This is a genomic window from Nocardioides panacisoli (assembly GCF_019448235.1).
Classification (GTDB): domain Bacteria; phylum Actinomycetota; class Actinomycetes; order Propionibacteriales; family Nocardioidaceae; genus Nocardioides; species Nocardioides panacisoli_A.
In genome coordinates this window covers 1,767,727-1,786,905 of sequence record NZ_CP080409.1, presented here as the reverse complement: position 1 = coordinate 1,786,905, position 19,179 = coordinate 1,767,727, and the positions used below count along the sequence as shown (strand labels likewise).

Below are 19,179 nucleotides of genomic sequence, written 5' to 3'. Positions count from 1 at the left end.
CCGCCCGGGGACGTCCGCAGCGTCAGTCGAGGTACTTCTTGCCGGCGCGCTCCTCGGCGCGCAGGGCGCTGCCCAGCAGCTTGGCGACGAGTTCCTCGAGCTTGCCGGCGATGACGGGGATCTTGACCTTGATCTCGAGCTCGACGGTCTCGGTGGTGACGCCGTCGGACTCGCGCAGCGTCGCGGTGCCGACCATGGTGCCGGGCTTGCCCGGGATGGTGACCTCGATGTCGCCGTGCAGGGGGCCGGACCATTCCTCGCGCTGCACCACGTTGGTGCTGTCGCCGACGATCTTCTTCGCGAACGACGGCACGCCCTCGGTGGGAAGCCACTGGTCGATGGTCACCGACATCCCCTCGCCGGCCGGCGTGACCTGCACCGCGTGCTCGGTGGCGCCCTGCGTCTCGCACACCGACTCGCGGAAGGCGGGGTCGGCCAGCATCGCGGCGACCTTCTCGGCGGGGGCGTCGTAGACCATCTCGTGCACCAGGCGGGTGGCCATGGCTTCTCCTTCGTCGTGTGCGAGCCGCACCGAGCGGCGGGCCGGGCGCCATCATGCCCGAGCCGACACACCCAGTCGTTACCCGCCCGTGGTTGTCCGAGATGCCGCAAGGGTCCTACTGTCACAACCGTGTCAACGACGACGCATCACAGCCAGCGCGACCAGATCCTCGACCGTGCCGTCGAGGCGGCCGAACGCGGCGGCGGGAGCGGCGGACCCCCGCCCGCGGACCTGCAGGAGCTGCTCTCGGCCTACTACCGCCACGTCTCCACCGAGGAGCTCGACGACCGCTCCGGAGTGGACGTCTACGGCGCGTTCGCCTCCCATGCCCGCTTCGCGCGGCGGCGTACGCCGGGCGAGACGCTGGTGGCGGTGCACACCCCTGTCGTGGGCGAGCACGGGTGGACCGCGGCCGGCCACACCGTCGTGGAGGTCGTCACCGACGACATGCCCTTCCTCGTCGACTCGCTGACGATGGAGCTCTCCCGCCAACTGCACGGCGTCCACCTCGTGCTGCACCCGACCTACGACGTCACCCGCGACGCCTCGGGCGCGCTGCAGTCGATGCGCGCACTGGGCCGGGGCGCCCCGCCCGCGACCGACGGAGCGGTCCACGAGTCGTGGATGCACGTCGAGATCGACCGGCTCGGCGGCCAGCTCGAGCAGCAGGAGGCCAGCCAGCTCGAGGCCGACATCCGCCGCGTGCTCGCCGACGTCCGCGTGGCGGTCGAGGACTGGGAGCACATGGTCGCCCAGGTCGGCACCACCGTCGAGGAGCTCGAGGGCTCCCCGCCGCCGCTGCCGGGCGAGGAGGTCCAGCAGGGCATCGACCTGCTGCGCTGGCTGGCCGATGACCGGTTCACCTTCCTGGGCTACCGCGAGTACCGCCTGGAGCAGGGCCCCGGCGACGACGACCAGGAGATGCTCTCGGTCGTGCCGGGCACCGGACTGGGGATCCTGCGCGAGCAGCCGGGGGAGGCCGCCAAGTCGATGGCCTTCAACCGGCTCCCCGAGGCGGTCCGCCGGAAGGCGCGGGAGCAGTCGCTGCTGCTGCTGGCCAAGGCCAACTCGCGCTCGACGGTCCACCGGCCGGCGTACCTGGACTACATCGGCATCAAGCAGTTCGGTGCCGACGGCGAGGTCGTGGGGGAGCGTCGCTTCCTGGGGCTCTTCTCCAGCGCTGCCTACACCGAGTCGCTCACCCGCATCCCGGTGCTGCGCGACAAGGTCGACGCGGTTCTGGAGCGCACCGGGCTGGACCCGCGCAGCCACGACGGCAACGCGCTGCTCGACACGTTGGAGACATATCCGCGCGACGAGCTGTTCCACACCCCGGTTGACGAGCTCGCCCCGATCGCCGAGGCGGCGATGCAGGCGCGGGAGCGCCGTGCGGTGCGGCTGTTCATCCGGCGCGACACCTACGGCCGCTACCTGTCGGTGCTGGTCTACCTGCCGCGCGACCGCTACAACACCAACATCCGCCACAAGTTCGTGCGGTTGCTGGAGGAGGAGCTGGGCGCGGACTCGGTCGAGTTCAACGTCAACATCTCCGAGTCCACCACCGCGCGCGTGCACTTCGTGGTGCGGCGTCCGGCGGGTGAGCAGATCCCCGACGACATCGACACCGTCGAGCTCGAGCGCCGGATGATCGAGGTGTCGCGCTCCTGGCACGACGACTTCGCCCAGGCCGTCACCGCGGAGTTCGGTGAGGACGTCGGCGCCACGCTGGGCCGCCGGTACGCCGACAGCTTCCCGGAGGCCTACAAGGAGGACTACAACCCGCGGGTGGCCGCGGTGGACGTGGGCCGACTGGAGACGATCCGTGGCGAGGAGGGCGTCGACCAGGCGCTCTACTCGCCGCTCAACGCGGCCCCGGGCGAGGCCCGGCTGAAGATCTACCGCATCGGCGACCCGCTCTCGCTCTCCGACGTGCTGCCGATGATCTCCTCGATGGGCGTCGAGGTGGTCGACGAGCGGCCATACCGGCTCGACGGGCTGGGCCGGCGTGCCGACATCTACGACTTCGGGCTGCGCTACGACGCGCCGCTTCCCGACCGTGCCCAGGAGCTCTTCAGCGATGCGCTCCGCGCGATGTGGGACGACCGCAACGAGGTCGACGGCTTCAACGAGCTCGTGCTCCGCGCCGAGCTCACGTGGCGCCAGGCGCTGCTGCTGCGGGCCTACGCGAAGTACATGAAGCAGGGCAACTCGCCCTTCGCCATCGACTCCATCGAGGCGGCGCTGGTCGACAACGTCGCCCTGGCGCGGCTGCTGGTCGACCTCTTCACGGCGCGGTTCGACCCGGACCTGCGCGGTGACCGGGAGCGCCGGGAGCAGGAGATCGTGGCGCAGGTCGAGGAGGCACTCGAGGACGTCGCCAGCCTCGACCACGACCGGATCATGCGGTCCTACCTGGTCCACATCCGGGCGACGCTGCGGACCAACTACTTCCAGGCCGCCGACGACAGCGGAGCACCGAAGTCCTACCTGTCGCTGAAGCTCGAGCCCTCCGCGATCCCGGGGCTCCCCGAGCCGCGGCCGGCGTACGAGATCTTCGTCTACTCCCCGCGGGTCGAGGGCGTGCACCTGCGGTTCGGTCCGGTCGCGCGTGGCGGGCTGCGCTGGTCGGACCGGCGCGACGACTTCCGCACCGAGATCCTGGGCCTGGTCAAGGCACAGATGGTCAAGAACACCGTCATCGTGCCGGTGGGCTCCAAGGGCGGGTTCTACGCCAAGCAGCTGCCCGACCCCAGCGACCGCGAGGCGTGGCAGGCCGAGGGCATCGCCTGCTACCGCACCTTCATCTCCGGCCTGCTCGACCTCACCGACAACCGGGCCGAGGACGGTCGGTCCGCGTCCGACGGTGCCCCGGAGATCGTGTCCCCGCCGCGCGTGGTCCGCCACGACGGTGACGATCCCTACCTGGTGGTCGCGGCCGACAAGGGCACTGCGACGTTCTCCGACATCGCCAACGAGGTCTCGCAGTCCTACGGGTTCTGGCTCGGCGACGCGTTCGCCAGCGGCGGGTCGGTGGGCTATGACCACAAGGCCATGGGCATCACCGCCCGTGGCGCGTGGGTGTCGGTGCAGCGCCACTTCCGGGAGATGGGCATCGACTGCCAGCGGGAGGAGTTCACCTGCGTCGGCGTCGGCGACATGTCCGGTGACGTCTTCGGCAACGGCATGCTGTGCTCGCCGACGACCCGGCTGGTGGCGGCCTTCGACCACCGCGACATCTTCATCGACCCCGATCCGGACCCGGCCACCTCCTACGCGGAGCGGCAGCGACTGTTCGAGCTGCCGCGGTCGAGCTGGCAGGACTACGACACCGCGACCATCAGCGAGGGTGGCGGCGTCTTCCCGCGGTCGCTGAAGTCGATCACGATCACGCCCCAGATCCGCGAGGCACTGGGCATCAGCGCCGGCGTGACGTCGATGACGCCCAACGAGCTGATGCACGCGGTGCTGCTCGCTCCGGTCGACCTGTTCTGGAACGGCGGCATCGGCACCTACGTCAAGGGCGCCTCGGAGTCCGACGCCGACGTGGGCGACAAGGCCAACGACGCGATCCGTGTCAACGGCAAGGAGCTGCGCGTCCGGTGTGTGGGGGAGGGCGGCAACCTGGGCCTCACCCAGCGTGGCCGCGTGGAGTACGCCGCCGCCGGTGGTCGGGTCAACACCGACTTCATCGACAACTCCGCCGGCGTCGACACCTCCGACCACGAGGTCAACCTCAAGATCCTGCTCGACCGCGTGGTCGCCTCCGGTGACCTCACCCGCAAGCAGCGCAACGAGCTGCTGGCCTCGATGACCGACGAGGTCGCCGAGCTGGTGCTGCGGGACAACTACGAGCAGAACCTCGCCCTGGCCAACGCCGGCAAGAACGCGCCGTCGCTGCTGCACGTGCACGAGCAGTGGATGCGCGACCTGGAGAAGCAGGGGCGGCTGGACCGGCGACTCGAGGCGTTGCCGACCTCGAAGGAGGTCCGGCGGCGCATCGAGAACCGTGGCTCGCTCACGGCTCCCGAGCTCAGCGTGCTGCTGTCCTACAGCAAGATCATCCTCGCCGAGGAGCTGATCGACACCGACCTGCCCGACGACCCCTACCTCGCCCGGGGGCTGGTGAAGTACTTCCCCGAGCCGATCCGTGACGGGTTCGCCCCGCAGGTCGAGCAGCACCCGCTGCGCCGCGAGATCATCGTGACGCAGATCGTCAACGACCTGATCAACCACGCCGGCTTCACCTACCTGCCACGCCTGGCGGCCGAGACCGGTGCGTCGGACGCGGAGCTCGCTCGCGCCAACTTCGTGGCGCGGGACATCTTCGGTTCCGAGGCGTTCCGCCGCGAGCTGGAGGCGTACGACAACCGGCTCGACGCCGCCCTGGTCACCCGGATGCGGGTGGAGATGCGCACGCTGGTCGAGCGGGCGTCGCGGTGGCTGGTCACCAACCGTCGCCAGCCGCTGGACTCCGACGCCACGGTCGCGGCGTTCGCGGGGCCGGTGCAGGCGGCGATGACCCAGCTGCCCGAGCTGCTGCGGGGCAACGAGCTGGCCTCGCTCGAGCGTCGCCGGGAGTTCTACGAGGCCCAGGGCGTGCCCGAGGACCTCGCGGCCCGCGTGGCCGGCTTCGACGTGGCCTACCGCCTGCTCAACGTGGTCGACATCGCCGTCCGTGAGGAGCTCGAGCCGCCGGAGGTGGCCCGGGTGCACTTCGCGCTCGGTGAGCGCCTCGGCCTCTCCGCCCTCGGGGAGCAGGTGGTGAGCCTGCCGCGGGAGGACCAGTGGCAGACGATGGCCCGCGCCGCGATGCGCGACGACCTCCACGCGGTCCACGCGCAGCTCACGGCGGCGGTGCTGGAGGCGACCGACGGCGAGGAGGTCGCCGAGGACCGCGTCGCCGCTTGGGAGCAGGACCGCGGCACCGTCATCGAGCGCGGCGTGGAGACCCTGGACCACATCGCCGAGGAGGACGAGACCGACCTCGCGCGGGTCTCCGTCGCCCTCCGGGTCGTGCGGTCACTGCTGTCCTGATCGCCGAGTCGGCGTGAACTCGGCTCGGATCGGGCTCGAGTCGGCGTGAACTCGGCCGAGTTCACGCCGACTCGGCACCGCGGGCTCGTACGACGGCCGCTCAGCCGGCCTTCTTGCGGCTCGCCGCCTTCTTCGCCGGCTTCTTGGCGGCGCCCTTCTTGGCCGTCTTCTTCGCGGCCTTCTTGGCGGGCCGCTTGGTCGCCTTCTTCGCCGAGCCGCCGTCGTCCTCGCCGCGGGAGGACTTCGCCGCCTCGACCGACTTCTGCAGTGCCGAGAGCAGGTCGACGACCTCGCCGCTGGTCTTGGTCGAGGTCTCGGTGCGCTTGACCTCGCCCCCCTCGATCTTGGCCTCGACGACCTCCTTGACCTTCTCGGCGTAGTCGTCGGTGAACTGGTCGTGCTCGAAGTCGCCGGCGAGGGTGTCGACGAGGGTGCGGGCCATCTCGACCTCGGCGTCCTTGACCTCGCCGACCTCGACGGAGAAGTCCGGCGTCCGGATCTCGTCGGGCCACAGCATCGTCTGCAGCACGATGACCTCGCCGTTGTCGGTCTCGCGCACGCGCAGGACGCCGGTGGTCGTGCGCTGGCGCAGCGCGACGGTCACCACCGCCATCCGGTCCGCCTCCTGCAGTGCCTGGCGCAGCAGGGCGTAGGGCTTGGCCCCCGTCGCGTCCGGCTCGAGGTAGTAGGACTTCTCCAGCAGCATCGGGTCGATCTGGTCGCTGGGCACGAAGGTCTCCACGGCGATCTCGCGCGAGGAGGTCGTGGGCAGCTCGGCCAGGTCGTCGTCGTCGAGGATGACCATCTCGCCGTCCTCGGTCTCGTACCCCTTGGCGATGTCGGCGTAGGCGACCTCCTCGCCGCACACCGAGCAGACCCGCTGGTAGCGGATGCGCCCGCCGTCGGCGTGGTGGACCTGCCGGAACGAGACGTCGTGGCTCTCGGTGGCGGAGTAGAGCTTGACCGGCACCGAGACCAGGCCGAAGGAGACCGCACCCTTCCAGATCGCACGCATGCCCCGAGGGTAGCCCGAATCCAGCCCGGAGCAGGCAGACTGAGCCCATGCGCCCGATGCTCGCCACCCCCGGTGACCGCGTGCCGTCGGGGGAGTCGTGGCGCCACGAGGTCAAGTGGGACGGCGTCCGCGCGCTGGTGAGCGTGCGGGACGGCGCGGTGCGCCTGCACAGCCGCAACGGCAATGACGTCTCCGAGGCCTGGCCGGAGCTGCGTACGCCGCCGGCCGCCGTGTCGGAGGCGGTCCTCGACGGCGAGATCATCGCGCTCAACGACCACGGGATCCCGGACTTCCGCACGCTCGCGGAGCGGATCCACGTGCGTCGGCAGTCGACCGTGGCGCGCCTGGCCGCACGCGTGCCGGCGACCCTGATGGTCTTCGACCTGCTCGATCTCGACGGCACCGACCTGACCGCGCGACCGTGGTCGGAGCGTCGTGCGCGGCTGGAGGAGCTGGACCTCGAGCCCTCGGGCTGGCAGGTGCCGCCGACGTACGACGACGGCGCCATGCTGCACGAGGCGACGCGCGCGCAGGGACTCGAGGGCATCGTGTCCAAGCGGACCGACGCGCGCTACCGGCCCGGTGAGCGCACGCGGCACTGGCTCAAGTTCGCCCACCGCCACCGCGGCTCCTACGTCGTGGGCGGGTGGCGCCCCCAGACGGGGACCCGGGCCCGCCTGGCGGCGCTGCTGGTGGGTGAGCCCACCGCGGAGGGCCTCGCCTACCGGGGCCGGGTCGGCAGTGGCATCGGCCCGGCGCAGGCGCGGCAGCTCACCGACCTGGTGGGCGAGCTGTCCCGGGAGGAGAGCCCGTTCAGCGACGAGGTGCCCCGCGTCGACGCCGACGGCACGCACTGGCTCGCGCCGGTGCTGGTGGTCGACGTCGACAGCCACGGCACCGGCCACGACCGACTGCGCCAGCCCTCCTTCCGCGGCGTGCGCGACGACCTGGCCCCCGAGGACCTGCTCGATGGCTGAGGCCGAGCCGGTGCACGTCGACGTCGAGGGACGCACCCTGCGGCTGTCGAACCTGGACAAGGTGCTCTACCCCGCGACGGGCACGACCAAGGGCGAGGTGCTGGACTACTACGCACGGATCGCACCGGTGCTGTTGCCGCAGCTGGCCGACCGTCCGGTGACGCGGATCCGCTGGCCCCACGGCGTGCAGGCCATGAGCTTCTTCGAGAAGAACGCCCCCGCGGGCACCCCCTCGTGGGTGCGCACCGTCGAGGTCCCCACCACCGGCTCCCGCGCACCGAGCCGCCACGGCGACACGCTGCGCTTCCCGATCGTGGACGACCTGGCCACCTTGATGTGGCTGGGCAACCTGGCGGCGCTGGAGCTCCACACGCACCAGTGGACCGTCGAGGAGGACGGGACGCCGCGGGGAGCGGACCGCCTCGTGATCGACCTCGACCCGGGCGAGCCCGCCGGACTGCACGAGTGCTGCCGGGTGGCGCTGCTCGCGCGCGACCTGCTCGCCGACCGCGGCCTTGATGCCCGCCCGGTCATCAGCGGCAGCAAGGGCCTGCACCTCTACGCCGAGGTCTCGGCGCTGCTCCCGCCGGAGGAGACCACTGACGTGACCCGCGAGGTCGCCGAGCAGCTGGCCGCGGACCACCCGCGCGAGGTCACCGCGACCATGACCAAGGCACGTCGCCGTGGCAAGGTCTTCCTGGACTGGTCGCAGAACTCGGGCTCGAAGACCACCGTGTCGCCGTACTCGCTGCGCGGCACCGAGCGGCCCCAGGTGGCGACGCCCCTGGCCTGGGACGAGGTGGTCGCGGGGGCCGAGGACGAGCTCGGGCTCGACCAGTTCTCCCCGCGCCAGGTGCTGGCACGCGTGGACGAGCTGGGGGACCTGCTCGCGCGGGACGAGGCAGGGTGAGTCGGGACGGGCTCCCTCAGTCCTCGTCGTCGTCGAGCCAGCGCCGGGGGTGGGCGCACAGCACGGTGCCCAGCACGTTGCCGTCCACGGCGGCCACGTCCCGCGCGACCTGGGCGAGCTCGTCCTTCTCCGCCTCGCCCAGGGTCGCGGTCAGCACCACCTGGTCGCCCATCCGGGCCGCCGCCAGCAGGTAGGAGCGCCCCATGTAGGCGGGGAAGCCGAGGATGACCAGCTGGGTGTCGTCGCCGTCGACCTTCTCCGCCCGGAGCGTGAGGTACGCCGACCACGGGTTGGAGCGACCGTCCTCGGGGCCCGGGATGGTCACCACCAGCTCGGGGAAGAACGTGCTGTCGTAGCGGGCGACCGCGTCGGTGTTGAGCGGTCGCCGCTTGAGGCCCAGCGCCGGGCGCAGCGTGGAGAACATCGCGCCGTGCGGCGGGATGACCAGCTCGGTCTTGATGCCGGCCTCCGCGGTGGCGAGCGCGACGTTGACCGCCACGTCGGTGGGCTGGCCCTCGGCCGGGGCGATGTCGGCGATCGAGATCAGGTGGCGCCGCTCGGGGAGGGTGAGGATCCGCTCGCGGATGCTGCGGTAGGTGTCGCGGTCGGCGTCCTCGGCGGGCACGCTCGCCGCGGTGCCGGTGAGGGTGGCGAGCACGGGGTGGCCGGTCACGCGACCGACCTCGTGGCCGTCGCGCACGGTGGCGGACACGGCGTTGCGTCCGAACCCGGCCACCAGGCCCAGCAGCAGGCCGGCGAGCAGGCCGATGCCCAGGGCGAGCGGGCGGTTGGGTGCGGTCGTGGTCGGGTTGTCCTCGGCCGCGGTGAGCACCTCGCCACCACCGGTGTCGATGCTGTCCATGGCATAGCCCTGCTCCACGACCGTGCGCAGCTGGGTGCGCAGCGCGGTGCGGCTCGCCTCGGCCCGGGCCCGCGCCACGGCGCTGGCGCCCTCGGCTCGCTCCTCGGCGAGCGCGTCGGCGAGCTGCTGACGGACCTCGGTCTCGCGTTCGGTGAGCCGCTCCTGGACGCCGGCGAGGCGCTCCTCGGCGGTCGCCTGTCGGTGCTCGAGGTAGTTGGCCGCCAGCGCGTCCGCGCCCGCGACAGCGTCCTCGCGGCTCTCGGCGCCGTAGGTGATCTCCATGACGGTGGTGTCCTCGACCATCTCGGCCGACATGTGCTCGCGGACCTCGGCGGCCGGCCGGTCGACGAGCTCGGCGACGGCATCGACCACGGGGGAGGCGGCGACGAGACCGGCCTCGGTGGCCGGGTCGACGAGGTCACCGGCGGGCTGGTCCTGCTCGAAGGGCGAGAGCGAGACGACGTTGAGGTTGACCTTCACCTGCGCGGTCGTCGTACGCGGGGTGAGCGCGAGGTACGCCGCGGCGACGAGCAGTCCGACGAGGACGCCGATGGCCACCACGGGCCAGCTGCGACGCAGGATCTGTCGGTAGCGGCCACCACGGGAGTAGGTCGCGGGCTGTTGGGGAATCACGGCTCACCTCGGGGTCGGGCACGCACTGCCGGTGGGCAGGCATGGGAGCCGGCGTCCCGTCCGGGAGCGCCGACGGTGACGTCGGCGCATCACTCTAGTGCACCGTCGTCACAGGAGAAACGACGCAGATGACCTAGGGTGACGCCCATGGAGCGTCCCGCCGACTCGGTCGCGGATGCGATCGCGATCGCGCAGCAGGAGGCCGAGGAACAGGCCCGCGCCGATCGGGACGCAGCCCGCAACGCGTCCGCGGCCCGGGCCGCCGCCCGGCGCGCGCGAGCCCGGCGCCCCGCGAGCGAGCGCTCGGCGGGCACGCCGCCCACCGTCGCGGCGCCGGCGCCGCTGGACCTGGACGCGGTGCAGGAGCGGCTGCGCGCCCAGCAGGAGGAACTGGCACGCACCCGGGCCTCGCTCGACGCCGCGCTCGGCGCGCTGGCACAGGACCGGGCGGCCACCGAGCAGACGCTGGCCCGGGCACGCCGCGACCGGCAGGCGACCGACCACTCCCTGGCCGCCGCCCAGGAGGACCGGGAGGCCATCCACCGGGCGTGGGAGTCAGCGATCCGGGAGACCCGCGGCGAGGACGGTTGACCGACCGACCGTTACGAAGCGGCGGCTACTCGCCGGTGGCGTCCTCGTCGTTCATCAGCGCGCCGATCCGGCGCAGCCCGTCGAGGTCGTGGACGTCGCCCGCGAGCCCCGGCACGACTGCCGTGGGCAGCGAGGGGTGCGCGGCCTCGAACGAGAGCCGGGTGCGCTTCTCGCGGAGACTGAGCCGGACGCGGTCGGCGTGGAGCCGCAGCACCGCCGCCGACCGGGAGTCGGGGTCGGCGGTCCAGAGCTCCTCGGCGCCGCCGAGGGCCTGCTCGGCGGTCACCATCGCGGCCGGCTGGAGGGTGAGCTTGTTGATCACCACGCCGGTCGCGACGAGGTCGTCCTCGCCCAGCCGCTCCACGAAGTAGGTCGCCTCCCGCAGCGCGTCGGGGTCCGGCGTGGCCACCACGAGGAAGGCCGTGCTGCGGCCCTTCAGCACCCGGTAGGTCTCCTCGGAGCGCTCGCGTACGCCGCCCAGCACCGTGTCGAGCGCGACGACGAAGTCCTGGAAGTCGGTGAGCGTGTCCTTGCCCAGGATGCGCTGCAGGGACCGGGTGACGGCCCGCAGGCCGAACTGCAACAGCCGGGCGGTGCCCTTGGGCGGGTCGACCAGCAACCGGATGAAGCGGCCGTCCAGGAAGTGCGCCAACCGCTCGGGTGCGTCGAGGAAGTCCAGCGCCGACCGGGCCGGCGGGGTGTCGACCACGATCAGGTCGCAGCTGTCGTCACGCTGGGTCTCGGCGCGCAGCTGGGCCAGCTTCTCCATCGCCATGTACTCGCTGGTGCCGGCGAAGGAGCTGGACATCGACAGGTAGAAGGGGTTCTGCAGGACCCGCGCCGCGAGCTCCGGCGACCCCTGCTCGGTGACGAGGTCGTCGAAGGTCTGCTTCATGTCCAGCATCATGGCGCGCAGCGTGCCGCCGGCGGTGTCGTCGATGCCCGCGACCGACCGCGGGGTGTTGTCCAGCTCGTCGATGCCCATGGCCTGGGCGAGCCGCCGCGCCGGGTCGACGGTGATCACGATGACGCGGCGACCCCGCTCGGCGGCGCGCACGCCCAGGGACGCGGCCGTCGTGGTCTTGCCGACGCCACCGGCACCGCAGCACACGATGATGTCGACCGACCGGTCGTCGAGCAGCCGGTCGACGTCGAGCTCGGGGACCACGCCGCTGGCGTGGCGGGACGAGGCGTCGAAGCGGCGTGCGAGGGTCTCGCTCATCGGATGCCCTGCTCCCGCAGCTCGGTGGCCAGGTCGTAGAGTCCGCCCGGGTCGATGCCGTGGGGGAGCCGTTCCAGCTCATAGGTGGGGACGCCGAACCCCTCGACGCGGGTGCGCAACCGGTCCTCCAGCGCGCGCCGCTCGGCGTGGTCGCGCACCTCGTGGAAGAACTCGGCCAACAGCGCCGGCGAGGCGTCGGGGACCACCTCCTGCAGGTCCTTCTCCAGCGGCACCCGGTCCAGGGTGCCGTCCAGGGCCGCGGTGACGTCGGCGGTCGCCAGGTCGCGGGGGCGGGTCTGGTTCATGAAGACCGACCCGACGTGGAGCCCGCGTTCGCGCAGCTGCTCGATGCCCTCGTGGGTCTCCTGGACCGGCATCTCCTCCAGCAGCGTCACCAGGTGCACCTGGGTGCGGGGGGAGCAGAACAGCTCGGCCATCTGGGCGACCTGCTCGCGCAGCGGGCCGGACTCGGCCAGCTCGGACACCTCGGAGTTGACCGCCAGGAACGGCACGATGCGTCCGGTGGGTGGGGCGTCGACCACCACCGTGTCGTAGGTGCGACCGGTCTCGCGCACGACCGCCTCGAAGACCTTGCCGGTCAGCAGTACGTCGCGCGCACCGGGTGCGATCGTGGTCGCGAACTCCACGATGCCGTACCGCTGGAGCAGTCGCGCCGCCCTTCCCAGGCGGTAGTGCTCACGCAGGTGCTCCAGCAGCGCCGACTCGGGGTCGACGTGCAGCGCGTGGACCGTGCCGGGACGGGCACTGGCGCCGTCCAGCCCGGCGCCCAGCTTCTTCTCCGCATACGGCAGCGGCTCGACGCCGAACAGCCGGGCGATGCCCTGGCGTCCCTCGACCTCGCACAACAGCACGTGCTGGCCGTCGGAGGCCAGCGCCAACGCCAGTGCGGCAGCCACCGTGGACTTGCCGGTGCCTCCCTTGCCGGAGACGACGTGGAGCGATGCGCGGGGCCAGGACACCAGATGCCTCCCCGTCAGGAGCGGAAGCCGACCTGCCCGATGTGGGAGCTGCCGATCTCGACGTAGGCGAGCTTGTCCGCCGGCACGACGGTGCGACGTCCCTTGGAGTCGGTGAGGGTCAGGGTCCCGCCCTCGCTCAGCGCCTGGGTGACGGCCTTCTCGATGTCGTCGCTGGACTCGTCGGTCTCGACGAGGAGTTCGCGGGGCGCGTGCTGCACGCCGATCTTGACCTCCACGGTCAGTCCTCCTTGGTGGGTGCATCGGATATCGGGTAGCCCCGGATGCCTCGCCAGGCGAGGCCCGAGACCAGGGCGACGGCGTCGTCGTGGCCGAGGTGGCCGCCGTCGGTGAGCCAGAACCGGGCACTGACCTGTGCCATTCCCACCAGGGAGACCGCGAGCAGTCGCGCGGCCTCGCCGGGCAGCCCGGTGTCGTCGGCGATCACGCCGGCGATCAGGTCGCCGCACTCGGTGGTGACCCGGTCGACGTGGTCGCGCACCGCCGGCTCGTTGGTCAGGTCGGACTCGAAGACCAGCTTGAACGCGCCCGTGTCGTGGGCGACGTAGCCGTAGAAGGCCTCGATGGCGCCCGCCACGCGCTGCTTGTTGTCCTGGGTCGACTCCAGCGCCCTGCGGCAGTTGTCGATGATGTCGTCACACGCGGTGTCCAGGATCGCCAGGTAGAGCTCGAGCTTGCCCGGGAAGTGCTGGTAGAGCACCGGCTTGGAGACCCCGGCACGGTCGGCGATGTCGTCCATCGCGGCGGCGTGGTAGCCCTGCTGGACGAACACCTCCAGTGCGGAGGCGAGCAGTTGGGCGCGACGCTCGGGCCGCGGCATGCGTACGCCGCGCGGCCGTACCTCGTCGACGTCGTAGCCTCCGCTCACCACGGCTTCCTCCCGCACTTCGGTGATGTCCACGCTGAGCCTACTCCGCGGTAGGGCTCCTCGTGGCAGCGGTACCGTGGAGTCGCGGGAACACTCGGGAACACTGCGGAGTCGCGCTGCGTTACCTCCCGGACCCCGTTCCCGGACAGATCCATCCACTGAGGAGTTCGCTGTGAGTCTTGCCCCGCTGGTCGAGCCGGCCGACGAGCTGACCATCGACGAGGTGCGTCGCTACAGCCGCCACCTGATCATCCCCGACGTGGGCATGGCCGGGCAGAAGCGGCTCAAGAACGCCAAGGTCCTCATCATCGGTGCCGGCGGCCTCGGCAGCCCCGCCCTGATGTACCTCGCCGCCGCGGGCGTGGGCACGCTCGGCATCGTCGAGTTCGACGAGGTCGACGAGTCCAACCTGCAGCGCCAGATCATCCACGGCCAGTCCGACGTCGGCCGTCCCAAGGCGGAGTCGGCCAAGGACACCGTCGCCGAGATCAACCCCTACGTCGAGGTCGTGCTCCACCCCGAGCGCCTCGACAACGACAACGTCAAGGACGTCTTCGCCGGCTACGACCTGATCGTGGACGGGACCGACAACTTCGCGACCCGCTACATGGTCAACGACGCGGCGTACTTCCTCGGCATCCCCTACGTGTGGGGCTCGATCTTCCGCTTCGACGGCCAGGCCTCGGTGTTCGCGCCGACCGTCGTCGACGACGCCCCCTGCTACCGCTGCCTCTACCCCGAGCCGCCGCCGCCGGGCATGGTCCCCAGCTGCGCCGAGGGTGGCGTGCTCGGCGTGCTGTGCGCCTCGGTCGGCTCCATCCAGGTCAACGAGGCCATCAAGCTGCTCGCCGGCATCGGCGACCCGCTGGTCGGTCGGCTGATGATCTATGACGCCCTGGAGATGGAGTACCGCAAGCTCAAGGTCCGCAAGGACCCCAACTGCGCGCTGTGCGGCGAGAACCCCACGGTCACCGACCTCATCGACTACGAGACCTTCTGCGGTGCGGTGTCGGACGAGGCCGCCGAGGCCGCTGCCGACGCGACGATCTCGGTCACCCAGCTGGACTCCATGCTCAAGGAGCGCGAGGAGGGCAGCCGCGACTTCCTGCTCGTCGACGTGCGCGAGGAGGTCGAGTACGAGATCAACAAGATCCCCGGCTCGGTGCTGATCCCCAAGGGCGAGTTCCTCAACGGCAACGCCCTGGAGCAGCTGCCCAGCGACAAGCAGATCGTGCTGCACTGCAAGTCCGGTGTCCGGTCGGCCGAGGCGCTCTCGATCGTCAAGGGCGCGGGCTACGACGACGCGGTGCACGTCGGTGGCGGCGTGGTGGCCTGGGTCAACCAGATCGACCCGAGCCAGGCCTCCTACTGATCCCACCGTTGGTCGAGCCCGTCGAGACCGCATGACCCCCGACCAGGAGGAGTACGTCGAGCGCGTGCTCACCCTGGTCGAGGGCGTGCCGCCCGGCCGGGTGACGACGTACGGCGCCGTCGCGGCCGTCGTGGGCGGTGGCCCGCGCCGCGTGGGGACGGTGATGTCGCTGCACGGTGGGGGGGTGCCGTGGTGGCGCGTCGTGCGGGCCGACGGCTCGCTCCCGCCCAGCCACGACGAGCGGGCCCGCGAGCACTACCTCGACGAGGGCACCCCGCTGCGCCGCGCCGGCGTCGACATGGCCGGTGCGTTCTGGGATCCCGGCGAGCCGGACGACCACCGGCAGGGGCCCTGAGATGTCCCCGGGATCGACGTCTCGGGGCTGAATCGGCGGGGACGCGGGCGCACACTGGAGGCATGACAACTCCAGCGCGCCGACTGGTCCGTCCCCGCAACCGCGTCATCGCCGGCGTCTGTGCCGGCCTGGCGCAGCGGTTCGGCATGAGCCCGACGACCGTGCGCGTCCTGTTCGTGCTCAGCTGCCTGCTGCCGGGACCACAGTTCGTGGTCTACCTGGCGCTGTGGGTGCTGATTCCCAAGGAGCGCTGACTCGACGGATCGGGTCGTGGTCGTGGGTGTCAGCGCGGCCCACGGACCTCGCTGACACCCACGAACCGGTCACGTCAGCGGCGCGCTCAGCCGAGCGCGGCCACCGCCGCGTCGTAGTCGGGCTCCTGCGCGATCTCGGGCACGAGCTGGCTGTGGATGACCTTGCCGTGCTCGTCGACCACGACGATCGAGCGGGCGAGCAGGCCCTCGAACTTGCCGTCGGCCATCGTGACGCCGTAGTCCTCGCCGAAGCTGGACCGGAAGCCGGAGCCGGTGGTGACGTTCTCGATGCCCTCGGAGCCGCAGAACCGGGCCTGGGCCATCGGCAGGTCGTTGGACACGCAGACCACGGTCGTGTTGGCCAGGTCCGAGGCCAGCTCGTTGAACTTGCGCACGCTCGCCGCGCAGACGCCGGTGTCGACGCTGGGGAAGATGTTGAGCACGGTGCGCTGGCCCTCGGCCAGGCCGACGGGGGAGAAGTCGGCGCCGACCAGGTCCACGGCCGGGGCGTCGGCCCCGACGGCCGGGAGGTCGCCGGTGGTGCTGATCGGGTTGCCGCCAAGAGTGATGGATGCCATGGGCACTTTCCTACCAGAGCGAGCGAAGCCTCCCGGCGGCGCGACCACGCGGCGTACGCCGGACGTGGGCACCGTCACCGCAGCTGCCCCAGGCGGCCCGCAGCTGCCCGCACCTCCTGCAGTCGGCGCTCCCAGGTCACGCCGACCACGGTGAGCAGGGTGCCGGCGAGGCCGATCCACAGCCACTGCGGTGCCGAGCCGGCGTACGGCGCGAGCTCACGGACCACGAGCACCGTCCCGACGATGGCCCCCACCCCGAGCGGTGCGCTCCACCGGAGTGCGGCGCCCCCGACCGCGAGGCCGACGCAGGCCGCGCCGAGCAACAGCGCCCGCAGGGACACCGGGTCGTCCAGCACCCACAGCAGCGTGGGCACCGTGGCGAGTGACAGGCCCGGCACCAGCGCGGTCGGCGTGCCGCAGGCCGGGTCGCGGTGCAGGCGCCACAGGCCGGCGCCGGTGAGGGCGAGCGCCAGGGGGAGCGTGTAGGGCTCGGGCGCGCTCACCCCGAGGTCCCCGAGGCGCACCCAGCTCGCCAGCACCAGCAGCACCCCGCCCACCGCGACGGCCGGGCGACGCTCCCGATGCAGCAGCCCGGTGGCCGTCATCAGTGCACCGGCGACGGCCAGGTGCAGCGCGAGCGAGCCGCCGACGTCGCCGGCCGCGGGGACGGCGTACGCCGTCGCGGGCAGGGCGAGGAACGCCGCCGGCACCTCGACCTCGGGACGGGGCCGGGCGAGCGCGAGCAGGCCGAGCACGAGCAGCAGGGGTACGCCGACCCGTGACGGGTCGATCGCGCCCCAGCCCGCGATCGCCACGACGGCCAGTCCGGCTGCCGGGACGCCCGCGATGCCGCCCGCGACCCGCACCGTCGGGGTGGGACCGAGGAGGTGCAGCGCCACCGCGAGGCACAGGGTCGCCAGCGCGGCGGCGGCCGTCAGCGCGGCACTGGGGAGGGCGAGGCCGCAGGTCGTCGCCGCCAGGAGGAACGCGGCGAGCCCGTGGCCGGTGCGGCCACGGTCCGTCGTGGCGCGGACGCCGAGCACGAGTGATGCGGCGGTGAGGACCCCGGCGCCGGCGACCAGCACCGCCAGCGGCACCGGGTAGGACGCGAGGGTGGCCAGTCCGGCGACACCGCTCACGAGCCCCGCGGCGGGCAGCCAGCCACTCACCGGACCGCGGACGATCCGACCGGCCACGAGGATGCCGAGGATGAGGGCGGCCGCGGGTGCGGCGACCAGCGGTTCGGTGACGGGGTCGGGGCCGCCGATCCGGGCCTCGGCGCCGACCCCGAACGGCCCGCCCAGGCTTGCCCACCGCCACGCCGCGACGGTCGTCGTCACGACGAGCAGGCCGGCCAGCAGCAGCGCGCCGACGGCGGCCGGCAGGACTCCGATGGCCCGGGCACGTGCCGGGACCACCGCTGTTGCGGCGACCCACGCGGCCGTGGTGGCCACGGCGACGACGGCGAGGGTGCGCGCGGAGGCGTCGATCGCCGGCGCGGTCGCCGCGATGGTGGCCAGCAGGACTGCACCGGCGCCGCCGGCGACCAGCCACGGCACGCGGTGCAGCAGCAGGCCCGGTGCCAGGAGGGCGACCCCGGAGACCAGCAGGGACCACCCAGCACCCTCGACCACCCAGAACCCCCGCAGGGTCGGGTCCGCCAGCCCGGTCCCCAGTGCCACGACCGTGGTGATCGACCAGACCACGACGCCGGCGAGCGCGACGCTCCCGGCGAGCACGGCGAGCTCGAGCCGTCGTGCCGCGAGCCAGGCGGTCGCGAGCACCACCAGCGTCGCGTGGCCCACGAGGAGCGGGTGGTCGGAGAGGTCCGCGGCGCCGGCGTACGCGACGAGGGCGCCGAGGGCGGCCGCGACCTGCGGGGCCACCAGCGGCGGCCGGGTCGCGATCGCGATGGCGACGCCTGCCGCGGCGACCACCAGCCCGGTCGCGACCGCCGGGCCGCCGGCAGGCAGGTCGCCGAGCCACCCGGCCGACTCCGCACCCGCCACGTCCAGGGCCAGCAGCCCCAGGCTGACCGTGGCCAGGGACTCCGCGGCGATCCGCAGGCCGTGGCGCAGCAGCACGGTCGCGAGGCCGGCCGCGCCCGCGGTCAGTCCCACCAGCACCACGGTCCGTCCGCCGACGCCCAGCCAGGACCAGGTGACGGCGAGGAAGATGACGGCGGCGACCAACAGGCACAGCGCCCCCAGGCCGAGCAGCACCCTCGGCACCGACATCAGGCCGGGGCGGCCGGGGGCGGGCGCCACGGCTGCGGGCGCCATGCCCGGCACGACGGGTGGGGGAGGCGGTGCTGCGGCCGCGGCGGCCGGCACGGGCACCGCGGCGTGCTCGGTGCGCAACTGCGCCACGAGCCGGTCGGCGCGGGTGAGCGTGGCGAACAGCTGCTGGGCCAGCGCGTGCCGGACCAGGAGGTCGCAGTGCGGGCAGCGGTCGACGCCGGCGGGGAGGTGGTCGCGGCAGCCCGGGCAACGCGTGGGGTCGGCGTAGGTCATGGGCACCATCAAGCCACCCCGCGGCGGCGGTGCCCATCAGGCGCGCACTCATCCGGGGTGAGTACGCGTACCCAGGATGCCCGGCCCTCGCCCGCCGGTTGTCCACAGGCATACCCACAGTCTGTGGATCGGGCGGGGGCGTGCTGTGGACAGCCGGCGGCGTGTTGGGGAGGACACGCCGAGGTGCCGCATCGGATCGAGAAACCGGTGACCAACCCCTTGTGGCCGCCCGGTCGACGGCGTAGAACATGGGTGTCCTCCTCCGGGAGGGCGGATCGGTCGGAGCGAGGATCCGCACGGCAGACCACTCCCTCACGGGATGGCGCGCCGCACGGCCCGCGTGGTGCGGGCGGTGGGATCCGGCGCGAGGACCGGACCGACCGGGACACCATGACCGCCCGGTCACCGAAGGGCCCTTGGCACTCATACTGCCGAGGGCCCTTCCCTCGTCCGCCGGATTCCTGCGGAGTAGGACGACCCGCGGGTAACCACTAG

16 protein-coding genes are annotated in these 19,179 nt (G+C 72.4%); 7 read left to right on the top strand and 9 right to left on the bottom strand.

All coding sequences use genetic code 11. The features are described from left to right. Positions 1–22 precede the first annotated feature (22 nt). Entirely contained in the window at positions 23–502 is a 480-nt protein-coding gene (locus tag KUV85_RS08760; RefSeq protein WP_219959504.1) for a DUF2505 domain-containing protein, read from the bottom strand. 129 nt (positions 503–631) lie between these two features. Here KUV85_RS08760 and KUV85_RS08755 point away from each other — a divergent pair, with 129 nt between their 5' ends. Beyond that, positions 632–5,536, top strand: coding sequence for an NAD-glutamate dehydrogenase (locus KUV85_RS08755; RefSeq protein WP_219962826.1), 4,905 nt, complete (start codon positions 632–634; stop codon positions 5,534–5,536). A gap of 100 nt (positions 5,537–5,636) precedes the next feature. Here the strand turns inward: KUV85_RS08755 and KUV85_RS08750 are convergent, their stop codons facing one another. Beyond that, complete coding sequence (locus KUV85_RS08750) at positions 5,637–6,551, bottom strand: Ku protein (protein WP_219962825.1); 915 nt, start codon at positions 6,549–6,551, stop codon at positions 5,637–5,639. A 47-nt stretch (positions 6,552–6,598) separates the two neighbouring features. On the opposite strand from KUV85_RS08750, the gene ligD (KUV85_RS08745) reads away from it, so the two are divergent. Together ligD (KUV85_RS08745) and ligD (KUV85_RS08740) are read left to right on the top strand one after the other, a co-directional pair. Then, entirely contained in the window at positions 6,599–7,528 is a 930-nt protein-coding gene (ligD, locus tag KUV85_RS08745) for a non-homologous end-joining DNA ligase (RefSeq protein ID WP_219962824.1), read from the top strand. Further along, positions 7,521–8,438 (top strand): non-homologous end-joining DNA ligase, encoded by a 918-nt coding sequence (ligD, locus tag KUV85_RS08740; protein WP_219962823.1) that lies wholly within the window; start codon positions 7,521–7,523, stop codon positions 8,436–8,438. The genes ligD (KUV85_RS08745) and ligD (KUV85_RS08740) overlap by 8 nt, the downstream gene beginning before the upstream one ends. A 16-nt stretch (positions 8,439–8,454) precedes the next feature. On the opposite strand, the gene KUV85_RS08735 is transcribed toward ligD (KUV85_RS08740), so the two are convergent. After that, complete coding sequence (locus tag KUV85_RS08735) at positions 8,455–9,933, bottom strand: hypothetical protein (RefSeq protein ID WP_219962822.1); 1,479 nt, start codon at positions 9,931–9,933, stop codon at positions 8,455–8,457. A 147-nt stretch (positions 9,934–10,080) separates the two neighbouring features. On the opposite strand from KUV85_RS08735, the gene KUV85_RS08730 reads away from it, so the two are divergent. Further along, the gene (locus tag KUV85_RS08730; protein WP_219962821.1) at positions 10,081–10,524 is read left to right on the top strand and encodes a hypothetical protein; all 444 of its coding nucleotides are present in this window, start codon (positions 10,081–10,083) and stop codon (positions 10,522–10,524) included. A 25-nt stretch (positions 10,525–10,549) separates the two neighbouring features. Here KUV85_RS08730 and KUV85_RS08725 read toward each other — a convergent pair whose 3' ends face one another. The 4 genes from KUV85_RS08725 to KUV85_RS08710 are packed head-to-tail and all read right to left on the bottom strand — an operon-like array spanning position 10,550 to position 13,564. Then, positions 10,550–11,746, bottom strand: coding sequence for an ArsA family ATPase (locus KUV85_RS08725; RefSeq protein ID WP_219962820.1), 1,197 nt, complete (start codon positions 11,744–11,746; stop codon positions 10,550–10,552). After that, positions 11,743–12,726 (bottom strand): ArsA-related P-loop ATPase, encoded by a 984-nt coding sequence (locus KUV85_RS08720; protein WP_219962819.1) that lies wholly within the window; start codon positions 12,724–12,726, stop codon positions 11,743–11,745. The genes KUV85_RS08725 and KUV85_RS08720 overlap by 4 nt, the downstream gene beginning before the upstream one ends. A 14-nt stretch (positions 12,727–12,740) precedes the next feature. Further along, positions 12,741–12,962 (bottom strand): DUF3107 domain-containing protein, encoded by a 222-nt coding sequence (locus KUV85_RS08715; RefSeq protein ID WP_219962818.1) that lies wholly within the window; start codon positions 12,960–12,962, stop codon positions 12,741–12,743. 2 nt (positions 12,963–12,964) lie between these two features. Then, positions 12,965–13,564: a TetR/AcrR family transcriptional regulator gene (locus tag KUV85_RS08710; protein WP_237690268.1), complete on the bottom strand. Its 600-nt coding sequence runs from the start codon at positions 13,562–13,564 to the stop codon at positions 12,965–12,967. Between the two features lie 220 nt (positions 13,565–13,784). On the opposite strand from KUV85_RS08710, the gene moeZ reads away from it, so the two are divergent. From moeZ to KUV85_RS08695, 3 genes are all read left to right on the top strand, one after another. Further along, positions 13,785–14,984 carry an adenylyltransferase/sulfurtransferase MoeZ gene (moeZ, locus tag KUV85_RS08705; protein ID WP_219962816.1) on the top strand — a complete coding sequence of 400 codons (1,200 nt, stop codon included), beginning with the start codon at positions 13,785–13,787 and terminating at the stop codon, positions 14,982–14,984. Positions 14,985–15,015: 31 nt separating this feature from the next. Further along, positions 15,016–15,339 carry an MGMT family protein gene (locus KUV85_RS08700; protein WP_219962815.1) on the top strand — a complete coding sequence of 108 codons (324 nt, stop codon included), beginning with the start codon at positions 15,016–15,018 and terminating at the stop codon, positions 15,337–15,339. Between the two features lie 62 nt (positions 15,340–15,401). Beyond that, complete coding sequence (locus KUV85_RS08695) at positions 15,402–15,593, top strand: PspC domain-containing protein (RefSeq protein ID WP_219962814.1); 192 nt, start codon at positions 15,402–15,404, stop codon at positions 15,591–15,593. Between the two features lie 86 nt (positions 15,594–15,679). On the opposite strand, the gene tpx is transcribed toward KUV85_RS08695, so the two are convergent. Together tpx and KUV85_RS08685 are read right to left on the bottom strand one after the other, a co-directional pair. Continuing rightward, positions 15,680–16,171, bottom strand: coding sequence for a thiol peroxidase (gene tpx, locus KUV85_RS08690; RefSeq protein WP_219962813.1), 492 nt, complete (start codon positions 16,169–16,171; stop codon positions 15,680–15,682). 74 nt (positions 16,172–16,245) lie between these two features. Then, positions 16,246–18,693, bottom strand: coding sequence for an SCO7613 C-terminal domain-containing membrane protein (locus tag KUV85_RS08685; protein ID WP_219962812.1), 2,448 nt, complete (start codon positions 18,691–18,693; stop codon positions 16,246–16,248). Positions 18,694–19,179 lie beyond the last annotated feature (486 nt).

What these genes read in the sequence shown, in the direction of transcription:
- KUV85_RS08725 (WP_219962820.1), bottom strand. Translation starts at nt 11,746, where the DNA reads ATGAGCGAGACCCTCGCACGCCGCTTCGACGCCTCGTCCCGCCACGCC.
- ligD (WP_219962823.1), top strand. Translation starts at nt 7,521, where the DNA reads ATGGCTGAGGCCGAGCCGGTGCACGTCGACGTCGAGGGACGCACCCTG.
- KUV85_RS08750 (WP_219962825.1), bottom strand. Translation starts at nt 6,551, where the DNA reads ATGCGTGCGATCTGGAAGGGTGCGGTCTCCTTCGGCCTGGTCTCGGTG.
- KUV85_RS08685 (WP_219962812.1), bottom strand. Translation starts at nt 18,693, where the DNA reads ATGGTGCCCATGACCTACGCCGACCCCACGCGTTGCCCGGGCTGCCGC.
- KUV85_RS08710 (WP_237690268.1), bottom strand. Translation starts at nt 13,564, where the DNA reads ATGCCGCGGCCCGAGCGTCGCGCCCAACTGCTCGCCTCCGCACTGGAG.
- KUV85_RS08760 (WP_219959504.1), bottom strand. Translation starts at nt 502, where the DNA reads ATGGCCACCCGCCTGGTGCACGAGATGGTCTACGACGCCCCCGCCGAG.
- KUV85_RS08695 (WP_219962814.1), top strand. Translation starts at nt 15,402, where the DNA reads ATGACAACTCCAGCGCGCCGACTGGTCCGTCCCCGCAACCGCGTCATC.
- KUV85_RS08700 (WP_219962815.1), top strand. Translation starts at nt 15,016, where the DNA reads ATGACCCCCGACCAGGAGGAGTACGTCGAGCGCGTGCTCACCCTGGTC.
- KUV85_RS08730 (WP_219962821.1), top strand. Translation starts at nt 10,081, where the DNA reads ATGGAGCGTCCCGCCGACTCGGTCGCGGATGCGATCGCGATCGCGCAG.
- tpx (WP_219962813.1), bottom strand. Translation starts at nt 16,171, where the DNA reads ATGGCATCCATCACTCTTGGCGGCAACCCGATCAGCACCACCGGCGAC.
- ligD (WP_219962824.1), top strand. Translation starts at nt 6,599, where the DNA reads ATGCGCCCGATGCTCGCCACCCCCGGTGACCGCGTGCCGTCGGGGGAG.